Below are 19,666 nucleotides of genomic sequence, written 5' to 3'. Positions count from 1 at the left end.
TTTTGGTCGACTTTGTGGGGCGCCCGACCGCAGCCGGCGGCGAGCGTAGCGACTATCGTACTCCGTCCCGGCGCCTCGATGGCCGGCCGGACACCAACCACTGCAAGCAATGCGCGCGCCAGCAAGCGGTCGCCCGCACGGCGTCGCGCGGCCCGACACGCCGTCGAGAACCGATGGCCGAAAAGAAACCGGCCGTTCGAAAATCGAACGGCCGGAAATCGAACGCTTCCCGCGGACGAAGCCGAAGCGAGGCCGGCGAACGCCGAGCCCCGCAGGCAGCCTCAAATGTCAGATCATTGCACGCGCTCCGGAACCGGCAGCTTCACCCATTCCGCGTAGAACGCATCGATGTCGGGTTCGAAGTCGTGAATGACCGGGTACCACGGCGTAGGTGCCTCGACGTCGTGCATCGCGCCGCAGGTCGGGCAGTAGTATTCGCGATAGACCTGCCATTGCGTGTCGGGCGCCATCAGGCGTGGATAGACCTCGTCCATCGCCTCGTCGGATTCGCGCACGAAGATGTTCGCGTGCAGCTTCCAGTTGTCGCGGTAATCGCAGAACACGTGACCGCAGTCGCACTGCGTGACCCAGTGCTTCGTCGCCCATTGCTGCACGATGTACAGGTGCGGGCCGAGCGGCAGCACGATGCGGTCCTTCCAGCCGAGCTTCCGCTGCAGCGCATCGACATACATCCGGAAGCGCTCGCCGTCCTTCGGCATCGACAGCATGCGCAACGTCGTGTCCCAGTCGAGCTTGCCGTCGACCATGTTCCTGATCTGTTCCTTCGTGTAGGTAGACATCTCCAGTCCTCCATGTGGGTGATAGTGCGCTGGGTCCGGCTCACTCCTCGACCAGCACCACCGTATTGACGTCGGGCATCTTCGACAGGTCCATGCGGAATTTCGAGCCGTAGGTCGGCACGTCGAGCTCGTCCTCGGTGAGCGTCCACGTGTCCGGCAGCTCCCAGAACGCGCGGAACTGCTGCTCGAATTTCGTCGACAGGCCGAAGCTCGTCGCGAACATGTGCTGCACCTGGGTCGATGCGTGCTTGAGCAGGATCCGCTCGCGCTCGCCCTTCATCCATTCGCGGGTCGGTTGCGAGCGTGCGAGACGGGCGTTGCGGATCTCGATGCGCAGCAGCGCGCTCGCTTGCGGATCGACCGTCCAGATGCCGTTGGCATCCCGCGTCGCGACCGCCCCGTAGACCTTCTGCGCGTATTCGGGCAGCAGCACCGCGTTGTTGAGATCGCGTTCGATCGCGTCGATCTCGCGGTCGAGCGGATCGCCGAAGCCGGGGCCGCCGCGCAGGTAGTTCAGGTAGAGATCGTAGTTGCTGTAGCAGTCCTCCGTGGTCATGCATTGCTGGTCGCGCTTGACGACCGCGCCGGCGTTCAGGTGGTTTTCGTAATCCGGCAGGTCCGGATTCGTATCGCCGCCGAGCGGCAGGCTCTCGCCGAGCGCGATGCGTTCCTTGATGCCCGTGCGATGCGCTTCGAAGCGATAGCCGGTGGCGGGCGGGTAACCGCCCATCAGGCCCCAGTCGCTGTTCATGTAGCCGTTGCCCATGAAGAACATCGTCCAGTCCTGCGCCTTCCAGACCATGCGCAGCGTCTCGAATCCGCACCCGCCGCGGTACTTGCCGTAGCCGCCCGAATTCGACTTCACGTTGCGGCCGAGGTACAGCAGCGGCTCGGCCATCTCCCAGATCTCGATGTCGCCCATGTCGCCTTCGGGGTTCCAGATCGCGGCCGCGTGATTCAGGCCGTCCTTGATCGCGCACGCGCCGGTGCCGCACGACGATGCCTCGAAGCTGTTCACCGCATGGATATCGCCGTCCTGGTTGATCCCGCCGCCCTGCAGCCAGTTCGACGTGTTGGCGTTCCCCGCGTTGACTTCCTCGAGATAGCCGCGGCTGAAGTACGCCTGCGACAGGGCGCGCCACATCGCGCTCCAGCCCGACACCAGGAAGTGCCACGCGTAAGCGTGTCCGGTGCGGCGGTCGTCCGGGTTCATCCACGCGCCCTTGGGCAGGTGGAATTCGGTGCCGAAATACGCGCCGTCGTTGATACGCTGCGTCGGCACCAGCGTCTGCGTCATCATCACCCAGATGCCGCTCGTGAACGCGACCTGGTGCGCGTTGTACGAGTGCCAGCCCCAGCGGCTCGCGCCTTCGAAATCGAGACGCCACGAGCCGTCCTTGCGGATCTCCATCTCGACCGGCGAATGCATGATCGAGTCGAGCTTCGCAAACGCCGACGACGTCTGCACGTCGGGATGGTTGTACGGCACGTCGACGAACGCGACCTTGCGATACTTGCCCGGCAGCGTCATCGCCTTGATGCGCGTCTGCAGGCCGCGCCGTCCTTCCTCGATCACCTCGAAGCTGAATTCCTCGTACGCGTCGAGGCCTTCCTCGTCGATCACTTCCTCGATCAGATCGCGGATCATGTGGCAGCCGGCGATACGCGTGCGCTCGTCGAGAATCCAGTACTTCGGCGTGCGAACCGAGCGCTGGCTCTCGTGCAGCCAGTCGCGCAGCGGCGTGTCGTTCACCCCTGTCTTGCGGCACGTGATCATGTAACCGTCGCCGAAACGCTGCACCTGGCCCGTCGACATCGAGCCCGGCGTCACCGCGCCCGTATCGATCACGTGCGTGACGCCGCCGACCCAGCCGACCAGCTTGCCATGCGCGAAAATCGGCACGATCGTCGCGATGTCGCACGGGTGGACGTTGCCGATCGAGCAGTCGTTGTTGGTGAACATGTCACCGGGCTGAATGCCCGGATTGGCTTCCCAGTTGTTCTCGATCATGTACTTGATCGCCGCGCCCATCGTGCCGACGTGGATGATGATCCCGGTCGACGTGAGCACGCAGTCGCCCGCCGCGTTGTAGAGCGTGAAGCACAGCTCCCCTTCCTGCTCGACGATCGGGCTCGCCGCAATCTTCTTGGCCGTTTCGCGCGCATGCACGAGGCCGCCGCGCAGCTTCGAGAACATCTTCTCGTAGCGGATCGGATCGCGCTCGCGCAGCGCGAGCCGTTCGAGCCCGTTGTAATGGCCGGTTTGCGCGGTGCGCTCGAGAATGCCGTCGCGAAACTGCTTGAGCGTCTGGCCGTTCTTCAGCAGATCGGCGAAGCCGACTTCCTGGCTGGACATCATGTTCATCGCATGTCTCCTTACTTGACTTCGCTGAGATGGAAGAGGCGGTGCTTGTCGAGCGTGGTGGCGAAGCCCTTCGGGACGACGAACGTCGTCGCGTCGGATTCGATGATCGCGGGCCCGGTGATCTCGTTGCCCGGCTTGAGCGACTCCATTCGCCAGATCGCCGCGTCATGCCACTGCTTGTGCCGATACAGCCGCCGCGTGCCGACACGCGCGTCCGCCGGCGGCTTGGGGCCGGCGACAGGGTCTTCCGGCAATACCGGCTTCTGCGTGACGACCATGCCGCGCATGATCGCGCCCGTGACCGAGAAGCCCAGCTCCGGCGAGCGCGCGGAACTCGCGTACACGCGGCCGTAGGTGTCTTCGAAGGCCGTCACGATCTTGTCCCAGTCGTCCGCACCGGACGCGCCCGCGATCGGCGATTCGATTTCGAGGTCGTTGAGCTGGCCCATGTACTGCATCCGGAAGCCTGGCCGCAGGATCACGTCGCGCTCGCTGAAGCCGTTGATGCGAAACTCGTCGATCACCTTGGCAGTCAGTTCGGCCCATGCCTTCTGGATCGTCTGCGCGGCCCGCGCCTTCTCGCCGTCGGACGCGAGCTGCGGCAGCGCGAGATCGACGCTCTTGTCGTAGCGATACTCGAAATCCGCGCACGCGCAGCCGAATGCCGAGAAGCCCGCCGCCCACGCCGGCACGACGACATCCTTGAAGCCGAGACCTTCGGTGTAGCCATATGTATGAACCGGCCCCGCGCCGCCGTACGAGAAGCACACGAATTCGGTCGGGTTGTACCCTTTCGCGCTGACGTTCGAGCGCAGGTATTCGCGCAACTGCAGGTCGAGCAGCTCGATCACGCCGGCCGCCGCATCCTCCACGGAGAGTCCGAGCGGCTCGGCGATCTGCACGCGGATGTGCTCGCGGGCGCGATTCACGTCGAGCTTGATCTGGCCGCCGAGGAAGTTGTCCGGATTCAGGTAGCCGAGCACGACGTGGCAATCGGACACGGACACCGTCGTCAGGCCGCTGTCGGGCCAGCACGTGCCGACGCGATAGCCGGCGCTGTCCGGCCCGAGCTTGATGGCTCCGCTGTACGGATCGAGCCGCACGAAGCTGCCGGCGCCCGCGCCGACCGAATCCATCGTGACGAGCGGCAGCGACAGCACGAGGCGCGCCATGTCCGGGTCGGACGCGATCGCGAATTTGCCCTTCGTGATGAGCGCCATGTCGAACGACGTGCCGCCGATGTCCGAGCATGCGATGTTGTCGTAGCCGAGCGCCTCGCCGAGGAGCTTCGAGCCGATTACGCCGCCGATCGGCCCCGACACGATGGTGCGCGCCAGTTCCTTCGCCTTCCAGCTGATCGTTCCGCCGTGCGTCGCCATCACGCGCAGGTCGAATTTCGCGCCGTGCTTGCGGAAGCGGTCGCTGACTTTCCTGAGCGTCTGCCGCGACGGCTCGGCCGCATACGCTTCGAGCACCGTCGTGTTCATCCGGTGGCTTTCCTTGCGCTGCGGGTAGTAGTCGACCGATGCGAACACCGGGAGATCGACGCCGCGCGCAGCCAGCTCGTCGCGCACGATGTCCCGCGCCTGGCGCTCGCTCGCCGCGTTCTTGTGCGACTGGAGAAAACAGATGACGATCGCTTTCGCGCCGGCGGCGACGAGCTCCCGCGTGGCCTGCCGCACTTCGTTTTCCCGCAGCGGAATGACGATCTCGCCCTGGACGTCCGTACGCTCGGTGACGCCGCGCGTTCGCGACAACGGCACGAGCGGCTCGTCGTAGCGGTGCGTATTCAGGTGGATGCGCTCTTCGAGCGCGTACCCGAGATAGCTCTGGATCGCCCGCCCCATCAGGTGCACGTGCTCGAAGCCCTTGTTGACGAGCAGCCCGACGTCGAGCCCCTTGCGCTGCACGACGCGGTTGAGCATCGCCGTGCCGGAATACACGCAGGTGACGAGTTCCGGATAGACGTCGTCGACGTCGCGTTGCCAATGCGCGAGCGCGTCCTGCGACGAGTTGAAGATCGCGAGTGACTCATCCTCCGGATTGCTTTGCGCCTTGCCGACGACAAACCGTCCGTCCTCGCGCACGAAGAAGGTGTCGGTCATCGTGCCGCCCGCGTCGATGCCCAAGACCTGGACTTGCGAAAGTCCTTCCATGGTGATGTCTCCAATGATTGAAGTCGTGATGAGCCGCGTTCCGGTTCGAGCGGGGTCATCGTTCGATCCCGGGCGTCGGCTCATCTGCAAGGAGGCAACAACCGTGCCATTCGGCGGATCCGGCCGGTCGGCGCGGCCCGGCCAAGCCAGGCGGGGCGCTCATCGGATGGAGCGGGTTGCGTCGGGTCGGTGACGCACCGGCGAACGGCCGGATTCCGGACTGGTCTGGCGTCCGAATATCAGTCGGCTCCACCGGCGGGCGTTGCACGCTCGCCCCGGATCCGGAACGGCGGCAACGCGAGCGCCTCGCCGTGCGGCGTCGCGTCGTCGCCGGCTGTCATCCCTCATTCGCGTTCATCCTTTCGGCTGATACCGGCGCTCGCCCGCGCCGCCTAAAGTGACCGGCAACGACACCCTTCCGGAGCACGACATGACGCATCCACCACCCCGCACGATCGCGATCACCGGTGCGGGCACCGGCATCGGCGCCGCGTGCGCGCGCCGCTTCGCCAGCCGCGGCGACCGCGTCGTGCTGATCGGGCGGCGTCAGGCGCCGCTCGACGCGCTGGCCGCCGAAACGGGCGGCCTCGCGCTGGCCGGCGACGCCGCGAACACCGCCGACTGGGCCGGCTTCCTGCCGCGGATCGCCGAACGCTTCGGCCGCGTCGACGCGCTCGTCGCGTGCGCCGGTGGCCACGGCGTCGGCCGCGCGGACGAAACCGACGACGCGCAGTGGCGCGATGCGATGCACGCGAACCTCGACACCGCATTCGTCAGCGCGCGTGCGTGCGTGCCCGACCTGATCGCGCGGCGCGGCAGCATCGTGCTGGTCGCGTCGATCGCGGCGCTCGCGGCCGGGCCAGGCGTGTGCGGCTACACGGTCGGCAAGCACGCGCTGCTCGGGCTCGCGCGGTCGCTCGCGCGCGATTACGGCCCGCACGGCGTGCGTGCGAACGCCGTATGCCCGGGCTGGGTCCGCACGCCGATGGCCGACGCGGAAATGGAGCCGCTGATGGCCGCGCATGGCGACACGCTCGACGGTGCATACGCACGCGTCAGCGCCGACGTGCCGCTGCGGCGCGCGGCCGATCCGGACGAAATCGCGGCCGTCTGCGCGTTCCTCGCGTCGCCCGATGCGTCGTTCGTGACCGGCGCGACGCTCGTCGCGGACGGCGGTGCGACGGTCGTCGACGTGCCGACGCTCGCGTTCGACAAGCTTTGATGCGCAGGGTCACGCCGCCCGCGTGACCGATCGCCGCGGGCGGCGTTCCGTGCAGGTCCGCCGGCGCTTCGCCGCCCGTCCCGGCACCCGCTACGGCGCGCTCTCCGCACCGCCCGCTCGTTTTCCGCCCCGAAAATCCGCTACCATCGACCGACCGCGCCACCCTGCCCGGCGCCGCCTCACCGTTCGGACATCGATGAACATCCGGTTTCTTGAAACCTTCGTCTGGCTCGCGAAGCTGGAAAACTTCCGGCTGACCGCCGAAAAACTGCACACGACGCAGGCCGCCGTGTCGAGCCGCATCGCGTCGCTCGAAGAGGCGTTCGACGTGCGCCTGTTCGACCGCAACACGCGCTCGGCCACGCTCACGCCCGCGGGCCGGCGCATGCTGGCCTATGCGGAACGGATCGTGCGGCTCGACGGCGAAATGCGCCGCGACATCGACGCAGCGAGCGATGCCGGCCTGATCCGCATCGGCGTGATCGAGTCGATCGTGCATAGCTGGTTCCCGGCGCTGATGGCGCAACTGCGCGAGCGTTATCCGCGGCTCGACGTCGAGATCACGAGCGACACGACGCTGCACCTGATCCGCCTGCTCAGCACCGACGGCGTCGACCTGATCCTGCAGACCGACCCGGTGCCGGGCCCCGACTTCACCAACCTGCCGCTGTGCGAATTCCCGGTGCGCTGGGCCGCAAGCCCGCGCCTCGGGCTCGGCGGCCAGCCGCTCGACGTCGCGCGCCTCGCGGAATTTCCGATCATCAGCTTCTCGCGCCATTCGGGGCCGCACGCGACGATCGAGCGGCTGTTCGCGGCCGTCGAGCGGCCGGCCAGCATCAACTGCATCACGTCGGTCGCCGCGATGATCCGCCTCGTCGCCGACGGCCTCGGCGTGGCCGCGCTGCCGCCCGCGATCATCGGGCGCGAGCTGCACGAAGGCGCGCTCGAACTGCTGGACGTCGAACCCGAATTCCCCGCGCTGCCGCTCGTCGCGACGTACCGCAGCCAGGGCCTGCCGGTCGCCGCTCGCATCGCGGAACTGGCAAGCGAGGTCGCGCGCGCGATGGCCGCCGCCGCGAGCACCGCGAAGCCGGCCGCACCGGCCGACCTCGAACCCGTCGACGCATCGCCCGCCCGTACGGCCGCCAAAACAACGACAAATACGAAGGCAACTGCGAAGCGCACCGCGAAATCCGCGCCACCCGCGGCCACGCCGGCCAAACGCCGCCCGCGCCGCTCATAAGAAAACCTGTTCACCGCGAATTTGTTTTCTTGTTGGACGGGCGCGGCCCGTCTTCGGGAAACTGCGGTTCCTGCACACCCCCGTCACGAGGAACCCCGCGATGACCCGCCTTTCCCTTCCGCACGGCCAGCTTTGCGTCTGGACGGATATCGACCCCGCGCACGAAGCCGATTTCAATGCGTGGTACGACCGCGAGCACATGCAGGAACGAGTCGCGATTCCCGGCTTCACGCATGCGCGGCGCTTTCGTACGACCGATCGCGGCCCGCGCAAGTACCTCGCGCTGTACGTGACGGACACGCTCGACGTGTTCCGTGGCGACGCGTACCGGCGCGCCTTCACGCAGCAGACCGCGTGGTCGCTCGCGAACTTCGAACGGATGACGGGCACGCAGCGGCGCGTCGGCGAACTGACGCTCGAGGCCGGCGACGGCGAAGGCGCGCATCTCGCGCTGTTCGTGCTGCCGCCGGATCGCATCGACGTGCCGCAACTGCGCGCGCGCTTCGACGAAGCGCTGCGCGAACCGGGCATCCACGCCGCGCGACTGTTCTGCACCGCACCCGACCTGTCCGCGCCGATCGGCGCCGCTGCGGCCGCCCGCCCGGCCGCCGATGCGCTCGTGCTGATCGAAGGCAGCGACGCGGCCGCGTCGCGCCGCGTGGCCGCCGCGCTCGCCGGGCACGACGACGTGCGCACCTTCGACCTGCTGTGGCGCGCCGCCGCGCCGCTGCCGGTTGCGCGCCAAGGCTCCGAGGCCGAGCCGGCCACCGCCGCACTACCTGCCTGAACGCCCATGCCGACGCCGGCCGCGCCGCTTCCGCACGCGGCCGACGCGTCGGCCCTGCGTTTCATCCCGTTCTCCGTCACGACATGCCCGATACCATGAGCACTCTCGCCCAGCCCGCCGCCCACGCGCCCCGCCGCGTCCGCAACAGCCGACTCGCGACCGCGAGCATGATCGGCACGTCGCTCGAGTGGTACGACTTCACGATCTACAACACGCTCGCCGCGCTCGTCTTCAACCACCTGTTCTTCCCGTCGGTCGATCCGCTGGCCGGCACGATCCTCGCGTTCTCGACCTATGCGGTCGGCTACGTGTCGCGCCCGCTCGGCGGCTTCGTGTTCGGCAATCTCGGCGACCGCATCGGCCGCCGCGCGGTGCTGATGCTCACGCTCGTGCTGATGGGCGTGACGACCGCGCTGATGGGCGCGCTGCCGACCTATGCGCAGGCCGGCATCCTGAGCCCGATCCTGCTCGTCGCGCTGCGCTTCGTGCAGGGCGTCGCGCTCGGCGGCGAATGGGCCGGCGCGGTGCTGCTGTCGGTCGAGCATGGCGACCAGAACCGGCGCGGGCTGTCCGCGTCGTGGACGCAGATGGGCCCGTCGTTCGGCACGCTGCTCGGCACCGGCTGCATCGCGCTCGTGACGCTGTCGACCACGTCCGCGAATTTCCTGTCGTGGGGCTGGCGCGTGCCGTTCGCGGCCAGCGCGCTGCTCGTCGTGTTCGGCTTCTGGCTGCGGCGCGGCGTCGACGAAACGCCGCAGTTCGAGCAGCTCGCCGAATCGCACGCGACCGCCGAGGTGCCCGTCGCCGACGTGCTGAAGTACCACTGGCGGCGCCTGTTGATCGCGGGCGGCGCGCGGATCGGCTCGGACGTGCTGTATGCGCTGATCGTCGTGTTCACGCTGACCTACGTGACGAACGTGCTGCACCTGTCGCGCCCCGTCGCGCTGACGGCCGTGATGGTCGGCACGGCCTGCAACGCGCTCGCGGTACCGTTCTTCGGCGCGCTGTCGGATCGTTTCGGCCGCCGGCCCGTCTATCTCGCCGGCGCGATCGCCGGTGTCGTGTGGGCGTTCGTGTTCTTCGTGATGCTCGATTCGGCGCGCCCCGGCGCGATCGTCGCGGCCGTCGCGATCGGCCTCGTGATCCATGCGGTGATGTACGGCCCGCAGGGCGCGTTCGTGACCGAACAGTTCCCGACGCGCGTGCGCTATGCGGGCTCGTCGCTCGCGTACACGCTCGCCGGCATCGTCGGCGGCGGCTTCGCGCCGCTCGTGATCGCCGCGCTGTTCCGGCAGACCGGCACGACGACGGCCGTGTCGCTGTACGTCACCGCAGCGCTCGTCGTCACCTCGATCGCGCTCCTCGCCGCGCGCGAGACCGCGCATCGGCCGCTCGCGGATTGAGCGTCGCCGCAAGCCGATTCATTCCTTCGCAATTCAAACGGATATCCGCATGCAAGCCCTGTCGTTCAACGTGATTTCCCTGCAACGCGCACCGGCCGCCGTCGACGTCGAGATCGAGCGCGTCGTGATCGCCGGCTGGGCCGGCCGCGATCCGGCAGCGATCCGCGCGCATATCGACGAACTCGCGGCGCTCGGCGTCGCGCCGCCGTCTACCACGCCGTGCTTCTATCGCGTGTCGTCCGCGCTGCTTACGCAGGCGCCGTCGATCGGCGTGCTCGGCGCACGCTCGGGCGGCGAGATCGAATGCGTGCTGGTCGACAGCCCGGCCGGCACGCTGCTCGCGGTCGGCTCCGATCATACGGATCGCGAAGTCGAGGCGTACGGCGTCGCGGTGTCGAAGCAGGTGTGTGCGAAACCGCTCGGGCGCGATGCGTGGCGATATGCGGACGTCGCCGATCACTGGGATGCGATCGAGATGCGTTCGTGGTTGATCACGCGCGGCGGCGAACGGATTGCGTACCAGCACGGCGCGGCCAGCGGCCTGCTCGCGCCGGACGCGCTGTGGCAGCGCTTCGACGCCTGCCGCACGATGCCCGCACGCTGCGCGATGTATGGCGGTACCGTCGCCGTGCATGGCGCGATCGCGGCGATGGGCGACGGCGACGCGTTCGAGATGGAACTGCACGACCCGGTGCTCGGGCGCAGCCTTCGGCACCGGTATGCGGTCGAGGTGTTGCCGGTTGTCGCGTGACGGGGGACGGCGGGCCTGACGGATGCCGGAGTGAAAGGCGTGCACGCATGCTTTCATGCCGGCACGTTCCGTTCGCCTCCGCATCCGGTGCCGCCGTTCACCGCAGACACCCCAGCCCCGCCAGCGTCGCCTCCACCGCCGTATCGAGCGGCGTCAACGGCTCGCGGCCGAGCACTGCCGTCACCCGCGCGTTGTCCATCCTGAGCGGCTCGCGCCACAGGTAGCGCATCTCCAGCATCTCGCGCAGCGTCGTGACGAACGGCGCAGCGGCCCACACGAGCCACCACGGGAATTTGCGCACTGCAGGCCGCATTCCGTGCCGCTGCGCGACGCGACTGATGGCCTCGGCCATCTGCGTGCCGTCCGCGTCCCAATGCCCGCCGAGATGGAAACGCGCAAACGGCTCCAGCGTGTCGCGCCGCTCGATCAGCTCGACCATCGTGCGCGCGACGTCCGGCAGATACGCCCACTGATGGCCGACGCCCGGCCGCCCCGGCACGCTGATGGTCGAGACGGGCCGCCCCGGCTTGATCAGCCCCTGCGCAAACCAGTTGTTGCCGGCACGCACCCCGAAGAAATCGCCCGCGCGCACGATGATCGTCCGGACGCCCTGCGCGGTCGCCTCCTGCAGCCGCCGCTCCAGTTCGACGCGGATCGCGCCCTTGCGGGTCGCCGGATGCTGCGGCGCGTCTTCGCGCAGCACCGGAAACGCGTCGGCGCCGTAGTTGTAGACCGTGCCGGGCAGCACGACGGTCGCCTGCGCCACCGTCGCCGCCGCGATCGTGTTGTCGATCATCGGCAGCACCTGCGTCGGCCAGTTCCGGTAGCCGGGCGGGTTCACCGCGTGCACGATCACGCTGCAGCCACGCGCGGCCCGCACCACCGCGTCGCGATCCAGCGCGTCGCCGCGCATCCACGTCATCCCGTCGCGCTCCACGACATCGGTATCGAGCCCGCGCTTGAGCGCGCGCACCTGCCAGCCGGCATCGCGCAACTGCCGCGCGACTTCCCCGCCGATCCCGCCGCTCGCGCCGAGCACAAGTGCCTGTCGTTGCGTCCCGCCTGCGTTCGTCGCCATTGCCGCTCTCCTTGAATGAACCGTCGTGAGAGGCATTCTGGCGCACGGACGGCTAACAAGGAATTGCTTAACCTGGTCGATCGGCTATACATTTATGCATGGCCACCGATCTGAACTGGGAACGCTACCGCACCTTTCTCGCCGTGCTGACGGAAGGCTCGCTGTCCGGCGCGGCTCGCGCGCTCGGCATTACGCAGCCGACGGCCGGCCGCCACGTCGCGGCGCTCGAAGCCGCCTTCGGCCAGACGCTGTTCACGCGCTCGCCGACGGGCCTGCTGCCGACCGAGGCGGCACTCGCGCTGCGCGGCCATGCGGAGGCGCTGCGCAGCGCGGCGGCCGCGTTCGAGCGCGCGGCCGCGAGCCACGGCGCCGGCGTGCGCGGCACCGTGCGGATTTCAGCCAGCGACGTGATCGCCGTCGAGGTGCTGCCGCCCATGCTCGCGCAATTGCGGCGCGACCATCCGGGGCTCGTCATCGAACTCGTGCCGACCGACCGTATCCAGGACGTGCTGAACCGCGAAGCCGACATCGCGGTGCGGATGGCGCCGCCCGCGCAGGACGCGCTCGTCGCGCGGCGCGTCGGCGCGATCGAAGTCGGGATGTATGCGCGCGACGACTACTTGGCGCGCAACGGTGCGCCCGCGACGATCGACGAACTCGCGCATCACGCGCTGATCGGCTTCGATACCATCACGCCGTTCATCCGCTCGGCGGGGCGCGGAATGCCGCTGTGGAAGCGCGACGCGTTCGCGCTGCGCACCGACAGCAACCTCGCGCAACTCGCGATGATCCGCGCCGGCTACGGTGTCGGCTTCTGCCAGACGGGGCTCGCGAAACGCGACACGCGGCTCGTGCGCGTGTTGCCGGACGGGCCCGCAATGAAGCTGGAAACCTGGGTCGTGATGCACGAGGACCTGCGGACGAGCCCGCGCTGCCGGGCCGTGTTCGATGCGCTGGCGGACGGGCTGCGGGCCTACGTCGACGGAGAAGCCGCCGAGTAGACGGCTCGAAGCGGCATGCGCGAATCGCCCGGACGGTACTACTCGTAGATTTTCCCGGCGAACAGGATGTCGGCCATGCGCCGCCACGGATTGTCCGGCACGTCGTAGAAGCGCAGCCCTTCCTCCGACGCTTCGGCCCAGTCGACCATCGCCTCCAGGTACTCGCCGATCGAGCGGTTTTCCCAGCCGAGCGCGGCACGCGCGTAAGGCGACGGCGGCAGGTCGGCCTCGAGCTGCCGCTCCTTGTTCCAGTCATGGCCGAGCACGCGCAGGAAATGGATCAGCGAGCGCTCGTCGACCACGCGCTCCAGCGCGTCCTGCAGCCTTTCGGCCATCTGGTTTTTCAGTTCGTCGTTCATGCGTAGGCCCCCGCTCTCCGTTCAGAAAGCTTCCAGCGCACACCACCCGGGATAGTTCTCCTCGACGATAAAGAAATCGTCGAAGTAGGTCAGGCCCAGTCCCTCGAGCGATCGCATGCAATCGTCGGCTGCATCGCCGCCAAAGAACGGGCCGAGCGACACCAACCGTTCCGATTCGTCGAAGCAGTGGGTGAAATTGAATTCGAGCAGGATTGTCGAGAGGTCGACACCTTTCTCGGCCAGCGCCGCCCGCCGCACGACAATCCCGAAATCTCTCGCTATTTTCATCGGCACAACCTCCCGTCGAATGCGTGTCGTCGCATCTCACGACCACGCCTGACTCACATCAGCAACTGCCGCGACAGCACCTCCCGCGCCTGCGTGACGGTCTCGCGTTCGCCCGGCATCGGCGGCGTCAGCGAAAACACCGCATCGGGCAGCGCCGGCAGCCGGTATTTCGCACCGAGCCGCATCATGCCGTCGCCGATCGCCGACGCGCACAGGCAGCCGACACCGAGCCCCGCCGCGAGCATCGACTGCAGCCCCGCGACGCCCGACGCACTGTGCACGAGCACGTACGGCGTGTGCTGCTCGTCAAGCGAGCGCACCGCGATCTGATGCATCATGCAGTCGTCCGGCAACAGCACGAGCGGCAGCGGCTCGGGCAATTGCTCGGCCAGCGCCGGCGACGCGACCCACGACAGCGGCTCGCGCCGCAACACCCAGCGCGTATCGGCCGATGCCGGCCGGAACGGCCCGCTCGACAGGTTCATCACGACGCCGAGATCGATCTGCCCCCTCGCGTGCGCCGCCTCGATGTCCGCACTCTTCATCGCGCTCACGTGCAGGCTCAACTGCGGATAGCACTCCCGGAGCCGCGCCAGCATGCCCGCAACTTCATTCGTCCGGTAGTAGTCGGTGATCGCGACGCGCAGCTCGCCCTTGATCGCCTGCCCGCGCAGCTCGTCGAACGCGGCCTCGTTCAGCGCGACGATGCGCCGGGCGTGCTGCAGCAGCCGCGTGCCCGCCGGCGTCGGCTCGACGCCGCGTTTGCTGCGCACGAACAGCGGCACGCCGGCGCGCGATTCGAGCTTGCGCACCTGCTCGCTGACCGTCGACTGCGACAGGTGCAGCAGCGGCGCCGCGGCCGTCAGGCTGCCGGCGTCCGCGACCGCCGCGAAAGTGCGCAACTGGTCCAGGTCGAAACCGCGCATCGCCGTTCTCCATCCATCGATTAACCCGATGGATTCTACCGCTCTTTCCCGCTTTTCCGAATCATGGGGCGCACCCAGAATACGGGGTCAATGGCCGGCCTGCGCCGCTCGCGCATACGGCCCTCATTCTTTTCGGATCCTTCGTTCATGACGAACCACACCCTTGCCCCCTGCGTGCCGGCCGGCGCGGCTGCCGCGGCGACGCCGCGCAGCCATCACGGCTGGGCGCTCGTGGTCCTGCTGGTCGGCGCCATTCTGCCGCCGCTCGACTACTTCATCGTGAATCTCGCGCTACCGGCCATCCGCGACGGCATCGGCGCGCGCCCGGCCGAGCTCCAGCTCGTCGTGTCGGCCTATGCGTGCGCGAGCGCGGTCGTGCAGATCACGGGCGGCCGCCTGGGCGACCTGTACGGCCGCAAGCGCATGTTCATGCTGGGCATGGCCGGCTTCGTGCTCGCGTCGACGCTGTGCGGGCTCGCCGGCAGCGGCACGGTGCTCGTCGGCGGCCGCGTGCTGCAGGGCCTGTTCGCGGCGATCCTCGCGCCGCAGGTGCTCGCGACGATCCGCAGCGTGTTCAGCCCGCAGGAACAGGTGCGCGTGATGGGCTTCTACGGTTTCGCGTTCGGCCTCGCGGCCGTGATCGGCCAGCTCGGCGGCGGCGCGCTGATCAGCCTGCATCCGTTCGGGCTGGGCTGGCGCGCGATCTTCCTCGTCAATCTGCCGATCGGCATCCTCGCGCTGATCGGAAGCTGGCGCTTCATCCCGGAAAACCGGCCGCCGCGCGGCCAGCGCATCGACGTGCCGGGCACGGTGCTGATGTCGCTGTTCCTGCTGATGCTCGTGTACCCGCTCACGCACGGCCGCGAGGCCGGCTGGCCGCTGTGGATGATCGCGTGCCTCGTCGGCGCGCTGCCGATGCTCGGCGCGCTGCTGGCAGTCGAAGCGCGCAGGCTCGCCGGCGGCCGCGATCCGCTGCTCGACGTGCGCCTGTTCCGCAACCCGGTCGTCGCGCTCGGGCTGATGCTCGCGTTCCTGTTCTACATGCTGAGCGCGTTTTTCCTGAGCTACGGGATCTATCTGCAGGGCTGCCTGAACTGGTCGCCGCTCGCGTCCGGGTTCGCGATCCTGCCGCTCGGGCTCGGCTTCCTCGCGAGCCCGCTGCTGATGCCGCGCCTCGTCGGCCGGTTCGGCGGTTATCGCGTGCTGACGCTCGGCTACGTCATGCTCGCGGCCGGCGTCGCGACCGCCGCCGCGCTTGCCCGCGCAGGCGCGCCGGGGCCCGCATTCTACGCGGGCATCGCGGCGATCGGCATCGGGCAAGGGCTCGTGCTGCCGTCGGTCGTGCGGATCGTGCTCGCGGAAGTCGATACGGCACGCGCGGGCGTCGCGTCAGGGATGGTCAGCGCGATGCTGCAGATCGGCGCGGCCGTCGGCGCCGCGACGATCGGCGGCGTGTTCTTCGCGCGGCTCGGCGTGCATCCGGCCGCGGTCGATTACGTGCAGGGGTTCCGGGCGTCGATGTTCACGCTGACGGTCGTATTGCTTGCGTGCATCGCATTGTCGACGGCGCTCGGGCCGCTGCATCGGCGGCTGCACGTGGGCGCGTGACGCGGGACGGAGATCACGCCGCCGGCAGGACCCGAAGCAGGCATCGTGAAGGCGCGGCCGCTTGCCGGCATCCGGCTCATCGGTGTTGTTTGCGTTGCACCTGCCGCGCTTCCCACTCGGCCAGCTCGATGCGATAGCGCGCCAACGCTTCGTCGTACAGGTCGAAGACGCACGGCGAGCAGCCGCTGTTGCAGCAGTCTTCCAGTTCAGGTTGCTCGGGCGGGGTCGGACGGGGATCGTCCGCGGACGGATCGGTGGGGGCAGGCGTGGGCACGGCGAAGATCGAATGACGAGGAACGTCCACCAGTATAAGTGGATGCCGCCCGGCCTGCCGGCAGCGCCGCCCGACCGGTGCCGCGTCACATCCCCGGTATCGTCACCTGATCGTGGCGAATCCGGACATCGTTCGTCCATGCATCGACCTCGGCGATCACGTCGACGAGTGCGGCGCGGCTCTCGTCCAGACGACCGACGCAAACCGTCGCGAATCGCGGAAGATGAAGCCGAGCCGGTCGAGCGCCGCGAGATCCCGGATGCCCCCGGGATATCGTCCATGCGATGCCGTCGTGGTCGCGGCGCGGCGATCATGCGTCGCCACGCGTTCATCCATAATGGCGCGGTTGTCGACGAAGCGGGCCGCGCGTGAATCGCGGCCGTCCCGCGCGGCATTGCGCGCCGGCCGGGGCACACCCGGCCGGCAGCGCACGCGAAACCCGCGCTTACTTCGCCGGCGCGTCCGGCTTCACGGCACCCGCGCCCGACTTGTCGGCCAGCGGCTGCCACGCGGCGCCGAGCGCATACCAGTCGATGCGGCGCGTGAGCGTCATGATGCCGGCGAGGATCGCGAACAGCAGCAGCGAACCGAGCATCAGCGCGTTGTCCTCCGACAGCAGCAGCCCGTAGAGCGCCGCGTACAGCATCGCGAGCAGCGCCGCGAACGTCGCGCCGCGCTTCACGCTGTGCAGCACGAACGACAGGTAGAAGCCGAGCAGCCCGATGCATGCGCCGCTCGCCGCGAGATACGCATGACCGAACGCGATGTGCTCGGACAGGCTCAGCAGCAGCAGGAAGAACAGCGCGAGCGACAGGCCGACCAGCAGGTACTGGATCGGGTGAATGCGCAGCCGCTTCACGAGTTCGTACATGAAGAAGCTCGCGAACGTGAGCATCACGAACAGCGCGCCGTACTTCGTCGCGCGTTCGGCCTGCAGATAGACGTTCACGGGTTCGATCACCGACACCGACGCCATCTCGATCGCGCCTTCCCCGTTGCCGGTCGCGACCTGCTCGCGCGCCTTCGTGTTGAACGACGTCACGTGCCAGTTGCTGGTGAACCCGTGCGCATCGATCGTGCGCTCGCCTGGCAGGAACGCGCCGCCGAAGCTCGGATGCGGCCACGTCGACGTCAGCGAGAAATCGTTCTGGTCGGCCACCGGGGCGAACGCGACCGATTCCGCGCCCGCCAGCGGCAGGTCGACGCTGAACGGCACGACGGCCCCCGCGTTTGCGTCCGCCAGCGCCGCGAGGTCGATATTCGCGTGCACGCCCTGGCGCAGGCTGTCCAGCCGCGTGCCCTGCTCGACGTCGAACTGCTTGCCGCCGACGCGCAGGTCGGGCTGCGCTTTCAGCCCGCGAATATCGCCGATGCCGATCGCGACATACGCGCTGTCGACCGCGAAGCTCACGTGGCCGTCGGCCTGCGGCAGCTTCTTCAGGTCCGGCAGCGCCAGCGTACCGGTCAACCGGCTGTCCAGCCCGTACACGAGCGCCTTGTGGATGCCGCGATAGCGCACCTCGACCTTGAGCGTGCCGTCGACCTTCAGCGTCTTCGGAAACACGAGTAGGCGTTTCGTCTCGCTTTTCAGGCTCGTTTTCGCCGCGCCGCCGGCCCGCGTGTCGTCATGCACGCGCGTGACTTCCGTGTAATGCACGACGAGCACCGGCCCCGTCACCGTCTGCGGCCCCGCGTAGCTCGCCCAGATGCTCTGCAATGCGCTCGCGCGATACTCGGCGCGTTCCTGCACGATGCTTTGGACCATGTGCAGCGGGATCAGGATCGACAGCGCGAGAAACGCGGTGATCACGGACTTGAACAACAGGACTCGATTCATTGCTGACGGGTATCGGAGTGGAAGATACGATCAGCATGAGCGGGCCCGGTGAGGGCCGATTGAAGCCGGTGTGAAGCGAATGTGTGGCGAACGTGAAGGGCGCTCAGCCCGGCAACGGCAGCGTGAGCGTCGCGCACGCGCCGCCTTCGTCGCGGTTCGCGAGCGCGACCTGGCCGCGATGCAGCATCGCGACTTCGCGGACGAAACACAGCCCGAGGCCCGTGCTGCGATCCTGCCCGTCGGGGCGCGGCAGCGAATAGAAGCGTTCGAACACGCGCGACAGCGCGTAGTCGGGCACGCCCGGGCCGTCGTCGGCGACGCGCACGACCGCGACATGCGCCCTGCCCGCCGGCTGCCGTTCGAGCGCGATCCGGATCGTGCTGCCCTGCGGCGCGAAATCCAGCGCGTTGTCGAGCAGATTGCCGAGCGCCTGGCGCAGCAGGAACGGATCGCCTTCGACTATTGCCGGATCGGCCGCATCGCTCGCATCGATCCGCAGGCTCACGCCGCGCTGGCGCGCACGCGGCTCGATATCCTCGACGAGCTGTTCGAGCACCGGCAGCAGCGCGACCGGTTCGTGCACCGACAGGCGCTGCTTCTGCTCGACTTCGGCCAGCGCGAGCAGCTTGCGGATCATCTGTTCGAGGCGGCCGGCCTGACGGCGGATGTTCTCGGTGAAGCGCCGGCGGTTCGCGACCGGCATGTCTTCCTGCAGCAGTTCGGCCGCGCCGCTGATCGCGGCCAGCGGGCTTTTCATCTCGTGCGTGAGCGTGTGGATGTAGGTTTCGACGTACTGCCGGTCTTCCAGCCGCTGGTGCATGCTTTCCACCGCGCGGCCGAGCTCGGCCAGTTCGTTCGCGCCCTGCAGCGGCATCGCCGCGCGCTCGCCCGCCGCGATCGCGCGCGCATAGCGCTGCAGGCGCCGCAGCCCGAGCACCAGCCACCATGTGCAGGCGGCGCCGATCAGGATCGCACCGCCCATCAGCAATGCGCCGTACAGCATGATCTTGCGCTGACTGCGCGCGATGAACGGTGCAACGGTCTGGTTCGGCTTCGCGATCGTCAGCACGCCGATGATTTCGTTCCCGCGCCGGATCGGCGCCGCGACGTGCATCACCGTGCTGTTGTCGTCGTTCGGATCGGCGCGCGTGCTGCGTGCGCCGTATTCGCCGCGCAGCGTCCGGTAGACGTCGTTCCAGCGCGAATAGTCCTGCCCGACCGCGCCGCCGGCCGAGTCGTAGCGCACGATGCCGTGCGCGTCGGTGATGTAGATGCGGTAGCTGATCGTGTTCTTGTGCATGCCCCACACGTTCGCGCTGACCGGGCTCTCGTGCAGTTTTTCGAGCTGCCGCGCGAAGGCGCCGTCGGCGATATGCCCGTTCGCCATGTCGTCGGCGGCCAGCGTCGCGAGCACCTGCGCGGTATCGACGAGGGTGTCTTCCATCGCCTCGCGCACGCCGGGCTTCACCTCCTGCACGAACACGCGCAACGTGATCAGCGCGGCGAGACCGACGATCAGGAAAAAACCGAAGAAGATGCGCAGGCCGATATGCATGGCGGTGCCGGTC

17 protein-coding genes are annotated in these 19,666 nt (G+C 68.3%); 7 read left to right on the top strand and 10 right to left on the bottom strand.

The window, feature by feature from the left end; genetic code table 11:
• Positions 1 to 293 precede the first annotated feature (293 nt).
• The 3 genes from JYG32_RS32555 to JYG32_RS32545 are packed head-to-tail and all read right to left on the bottom strand — an operon-like array spanning position 294 to position 5,321.
• Positions 294 to 800, bottom strand: coding sequence for an acetone carboxylase subunit gamma (locus tag JYG32_RS32555; RefSeq protein WP_174382837.1), 507 nt, complete (start codon positions 798 to 800; stop codon positions 294 to 296).
• A 40-nt stretch (positions 801 to 840) separates the two neighbouring features.
• A complete protein-coding gene (locus tag JYG32_RS32550) occupies positions 841 to 3,165 on the bottom strand; it encodes a hydantoinase B/oxoprolinase family protein (protein ID WP_213266351.1) in 2,325 nt (774 codons plus the stop codon).
• Between the two features lie 11 nt (positions 3,166 to 3,176).
• Positions 3,177 to 5,321, bottom strand: a complete 2,145-nt coding sequence (locus JYG32_RS32545) for a hydantoinase/oxoprolinase family protein (RefSeq protein ID WP_213266350.1) — start codon at positions 5,319 to 5,321, stop codon at positions 3,177 to 3,179.
• A 430-nt stretch (positions 5,322 to 5,751) separates the two neighbouring features.
• Here JYG32_RS32545 and JYG32_RS32540 point away from each other — a divergent pair, with 430 nt between their 5' ends.
• The 5 genes from JYG32_RS32540 to JYG32_RS32520 all read left to right on the top strand — a co-directional run bounded on the left by JYG32_RS32540 (position 5,752) and on the right by JYG32_RS32520 (position 10,727).
• Positions 5,752 to 6,543 carry an SDR family NAD(P)-dependent oxidoreductase gene (locus tag JYG32_RS32540; protein ID WP_213266349.1) on the top strand — a complete coding sequence of 264 codons (792 nt, stop codon included), beginning with the start codon at positions 5,752 to 5,754 and terminating at the stop codon, positions 6,541 to 6,543.
• 196 nt (positions 6,544 to 6,739) lie between these two features.
• A complete protein-coding gene (locus JYG32_RS32535; RefSeq protein ID WP_213266348.1) occupies positions 6,740 to 7,786 on the top strand; it encodes a LysR family transcriptional regulator in 1,047 nt (348 codons plus the stop codon).
• Positions 7,787 to 7,886: 100 nt separating this feature from the next.
• Positions 7,887 to 8,573 carry a DUF4286 family protein gene (locus JYG32_RS32530; protein WP_213266347.1) on the top strand — a complete coding sequence of 229 codons (687 nt, stop codon included), beginning with the start codon at positions 7,887 to 7,889 and terminating at the stop codon, positions 8,571 to 8,573.
• Positions 8,574 to 8,656: 83 nt separating this feature from the next.
• Positions 8,657 to 9,976, top strand: a complete 1,320-nt coding sequence (locus JYG32_RS32525) for an MFS transporter (protein WP_213266346.1) — start codon at positions 8,657 to 8,659, stop codon at positions 9,974 to 9,976.
• A 49-nt stretch (positions 9,977 to 10,025) separates the two neighbouring features.
• A complete protein-coding gene (locus JYG32_RS32520) occupies positions 10,026 to 10,727 on the top strand; it encodes a DUF2848 domain-containing protein (protein WP_213266345.1) in 702 nt (233 codons plus the stop codon).
• Between the two features lie 97 nt (positions 10,728 to 10,824).
• Here the strand turns inward: JYG32_RS32520 and JYG32_RS32515 are convergent, their stop codons facing one another.
• Positions 10,825 to 11,805, bottom strand: a complete 981-nt coding sequence (locus JYG32_RS32515; protein ID WP_213266344.1) for an NAD-dependent epimerase/dehydratase family protein — start codon at positions 11,803 to 11,805, stop codon at positions 10,825 to 10,827.
• Between the two features lie 98 nt (positions 11,806 to 11,903).
• Here JYG32_RS32515 and JYG32_RS32510 point away from each other — a divergent pair, with 98 nt between their 5' ends.
• The gene (locus tag JYG32_RS32510; protein ID WP_213266343.1) at positions 11,904 to 12,806 is read left to right on the top strand and encodes a LysR family transcriptional regulator; all 903 of its coding nucleotides are present in this window, start codon (positions 11,904 to 11,906) and stop codon (positions 12,804 to 12,806) included.
• A gap of 38 nt (positions 12,807 to 12,844) precedes the next feature.
• On the opposite strand, the gene JYG32_RS32505 is transcribed toward JYG32_RS32510, so the two are convergent.
• From JYG32_RS32505 to JYG32_RS32495, 3 genes are read right to left on the bottom strand one after another with little or no spacing between them, the layout of a single operon-like run.
• A complete protein-coding gene (locus JYG32_RS32505; RefSeq protein WP_213266342.1) occupies positions 12,845 to 13,165 on the bottom strand; it encodes a DUF7660 family protein in 321 nt (106 codons plus the stop codon).
• 21 nt (positions 13,166 to 13,186) lie between these two features.
• Complete coding sequence (locus JYG32_RS32500) at positions 13,187 to 13,453, bottom strand: hypothetical protein (RefSeq protein WP_174384103.1); 267 nt, start codon at positions 13,451 to 13,453, stop codon at positions 13,187 to 13,189.
• 53 nt (positions 13,454 to 13,506) lie between these two features.
• Positions 13,507 to 14,379 (bottom strand): LysR family transcriptional regulator, encoded by an 873-nt coding sequence (locus JYG32_RS32495; RefSeq protein WP_174384102.1) that lies wholly within the window; start codon positions 14,377 to 14,379, stop codon positions 13,507 to 13,509.
• A 147-nt stretch (positions 14,380 to 14,526) separates the two neighbouring features.
• Between JYG32_RS32495 and JYG32_RS32490 the strand changes: the two genes are divergently transcribed.
• Entirely contained in the window at positions 14,527 to 15,987 is a 1,461-nt protein-coding gene (locus JYG32_RS32490; RefSeq protein WP_213266341.1) for an MFS transporter, read from the top strand.
• Between the two features lie 76 nt (positions 15,988 to 16,063).
• Here the strand turns inward: JYG32_RS32490 and JYG32_RS32485 are convergent, their stop codons facing one another.
• From JYG32_RS32485 to creC, 3 genes are all read right to left on the bottom strand, one after another.
• Entirely contained in the window at positions 16,064 to 16,261 is a 198-nt protein-coding gene (locus JYG32_RS32485) for an oxidoreductase-like domain-containing protein (protein WP_174384107.1), read from the bottom strand.
• Positions 16,262 to 16,706: 445 nt separating this feature from the next.
• Positions 16,707 to 18,098, bottom strand: coding sequence for a cell envelope integrity protein CreD (gene creD / locus JYG32_RS32480; RefSeq protein WP_213266340.1), 1,392 nt, complete (start codon positions 18,096 to 18,098; stop codon positions 16,707 to 16,709).
• Between the two features lie 103 nt (positions 18,099 to 18,201).
• Positions 18,202 to 19,653: a two-component system sensor histidine kinase CreC gene (creC, locus tag JYG32_RS32475; protein ID WP_213266339.1), complete on the bottom strand. Its 1,452-nt coding sequence runs from the start codon at positions 19,651 to 19,653 to the stop codon at positions 18,202 to 18,204.
• Positions 19,654 to 19,666 lie beyond the last annotated feature (13 nt).

It is taken from the genome of Burkholderia pyrrocinia (assembly GCF_018417535.1).
Taxonomy (GTDB): domain Bacteria; phylum Pseudomonadota; class Gammaproteobacteria; order Burkholderiales; family Burkholderiaceae; genus Burkholderia; species Burkholderia pyrrocinia_E.
Note: the sequence above shows the minus strand (reverse complement) of the source record. Positions and strands in the feature narration are given on the sequence as shown.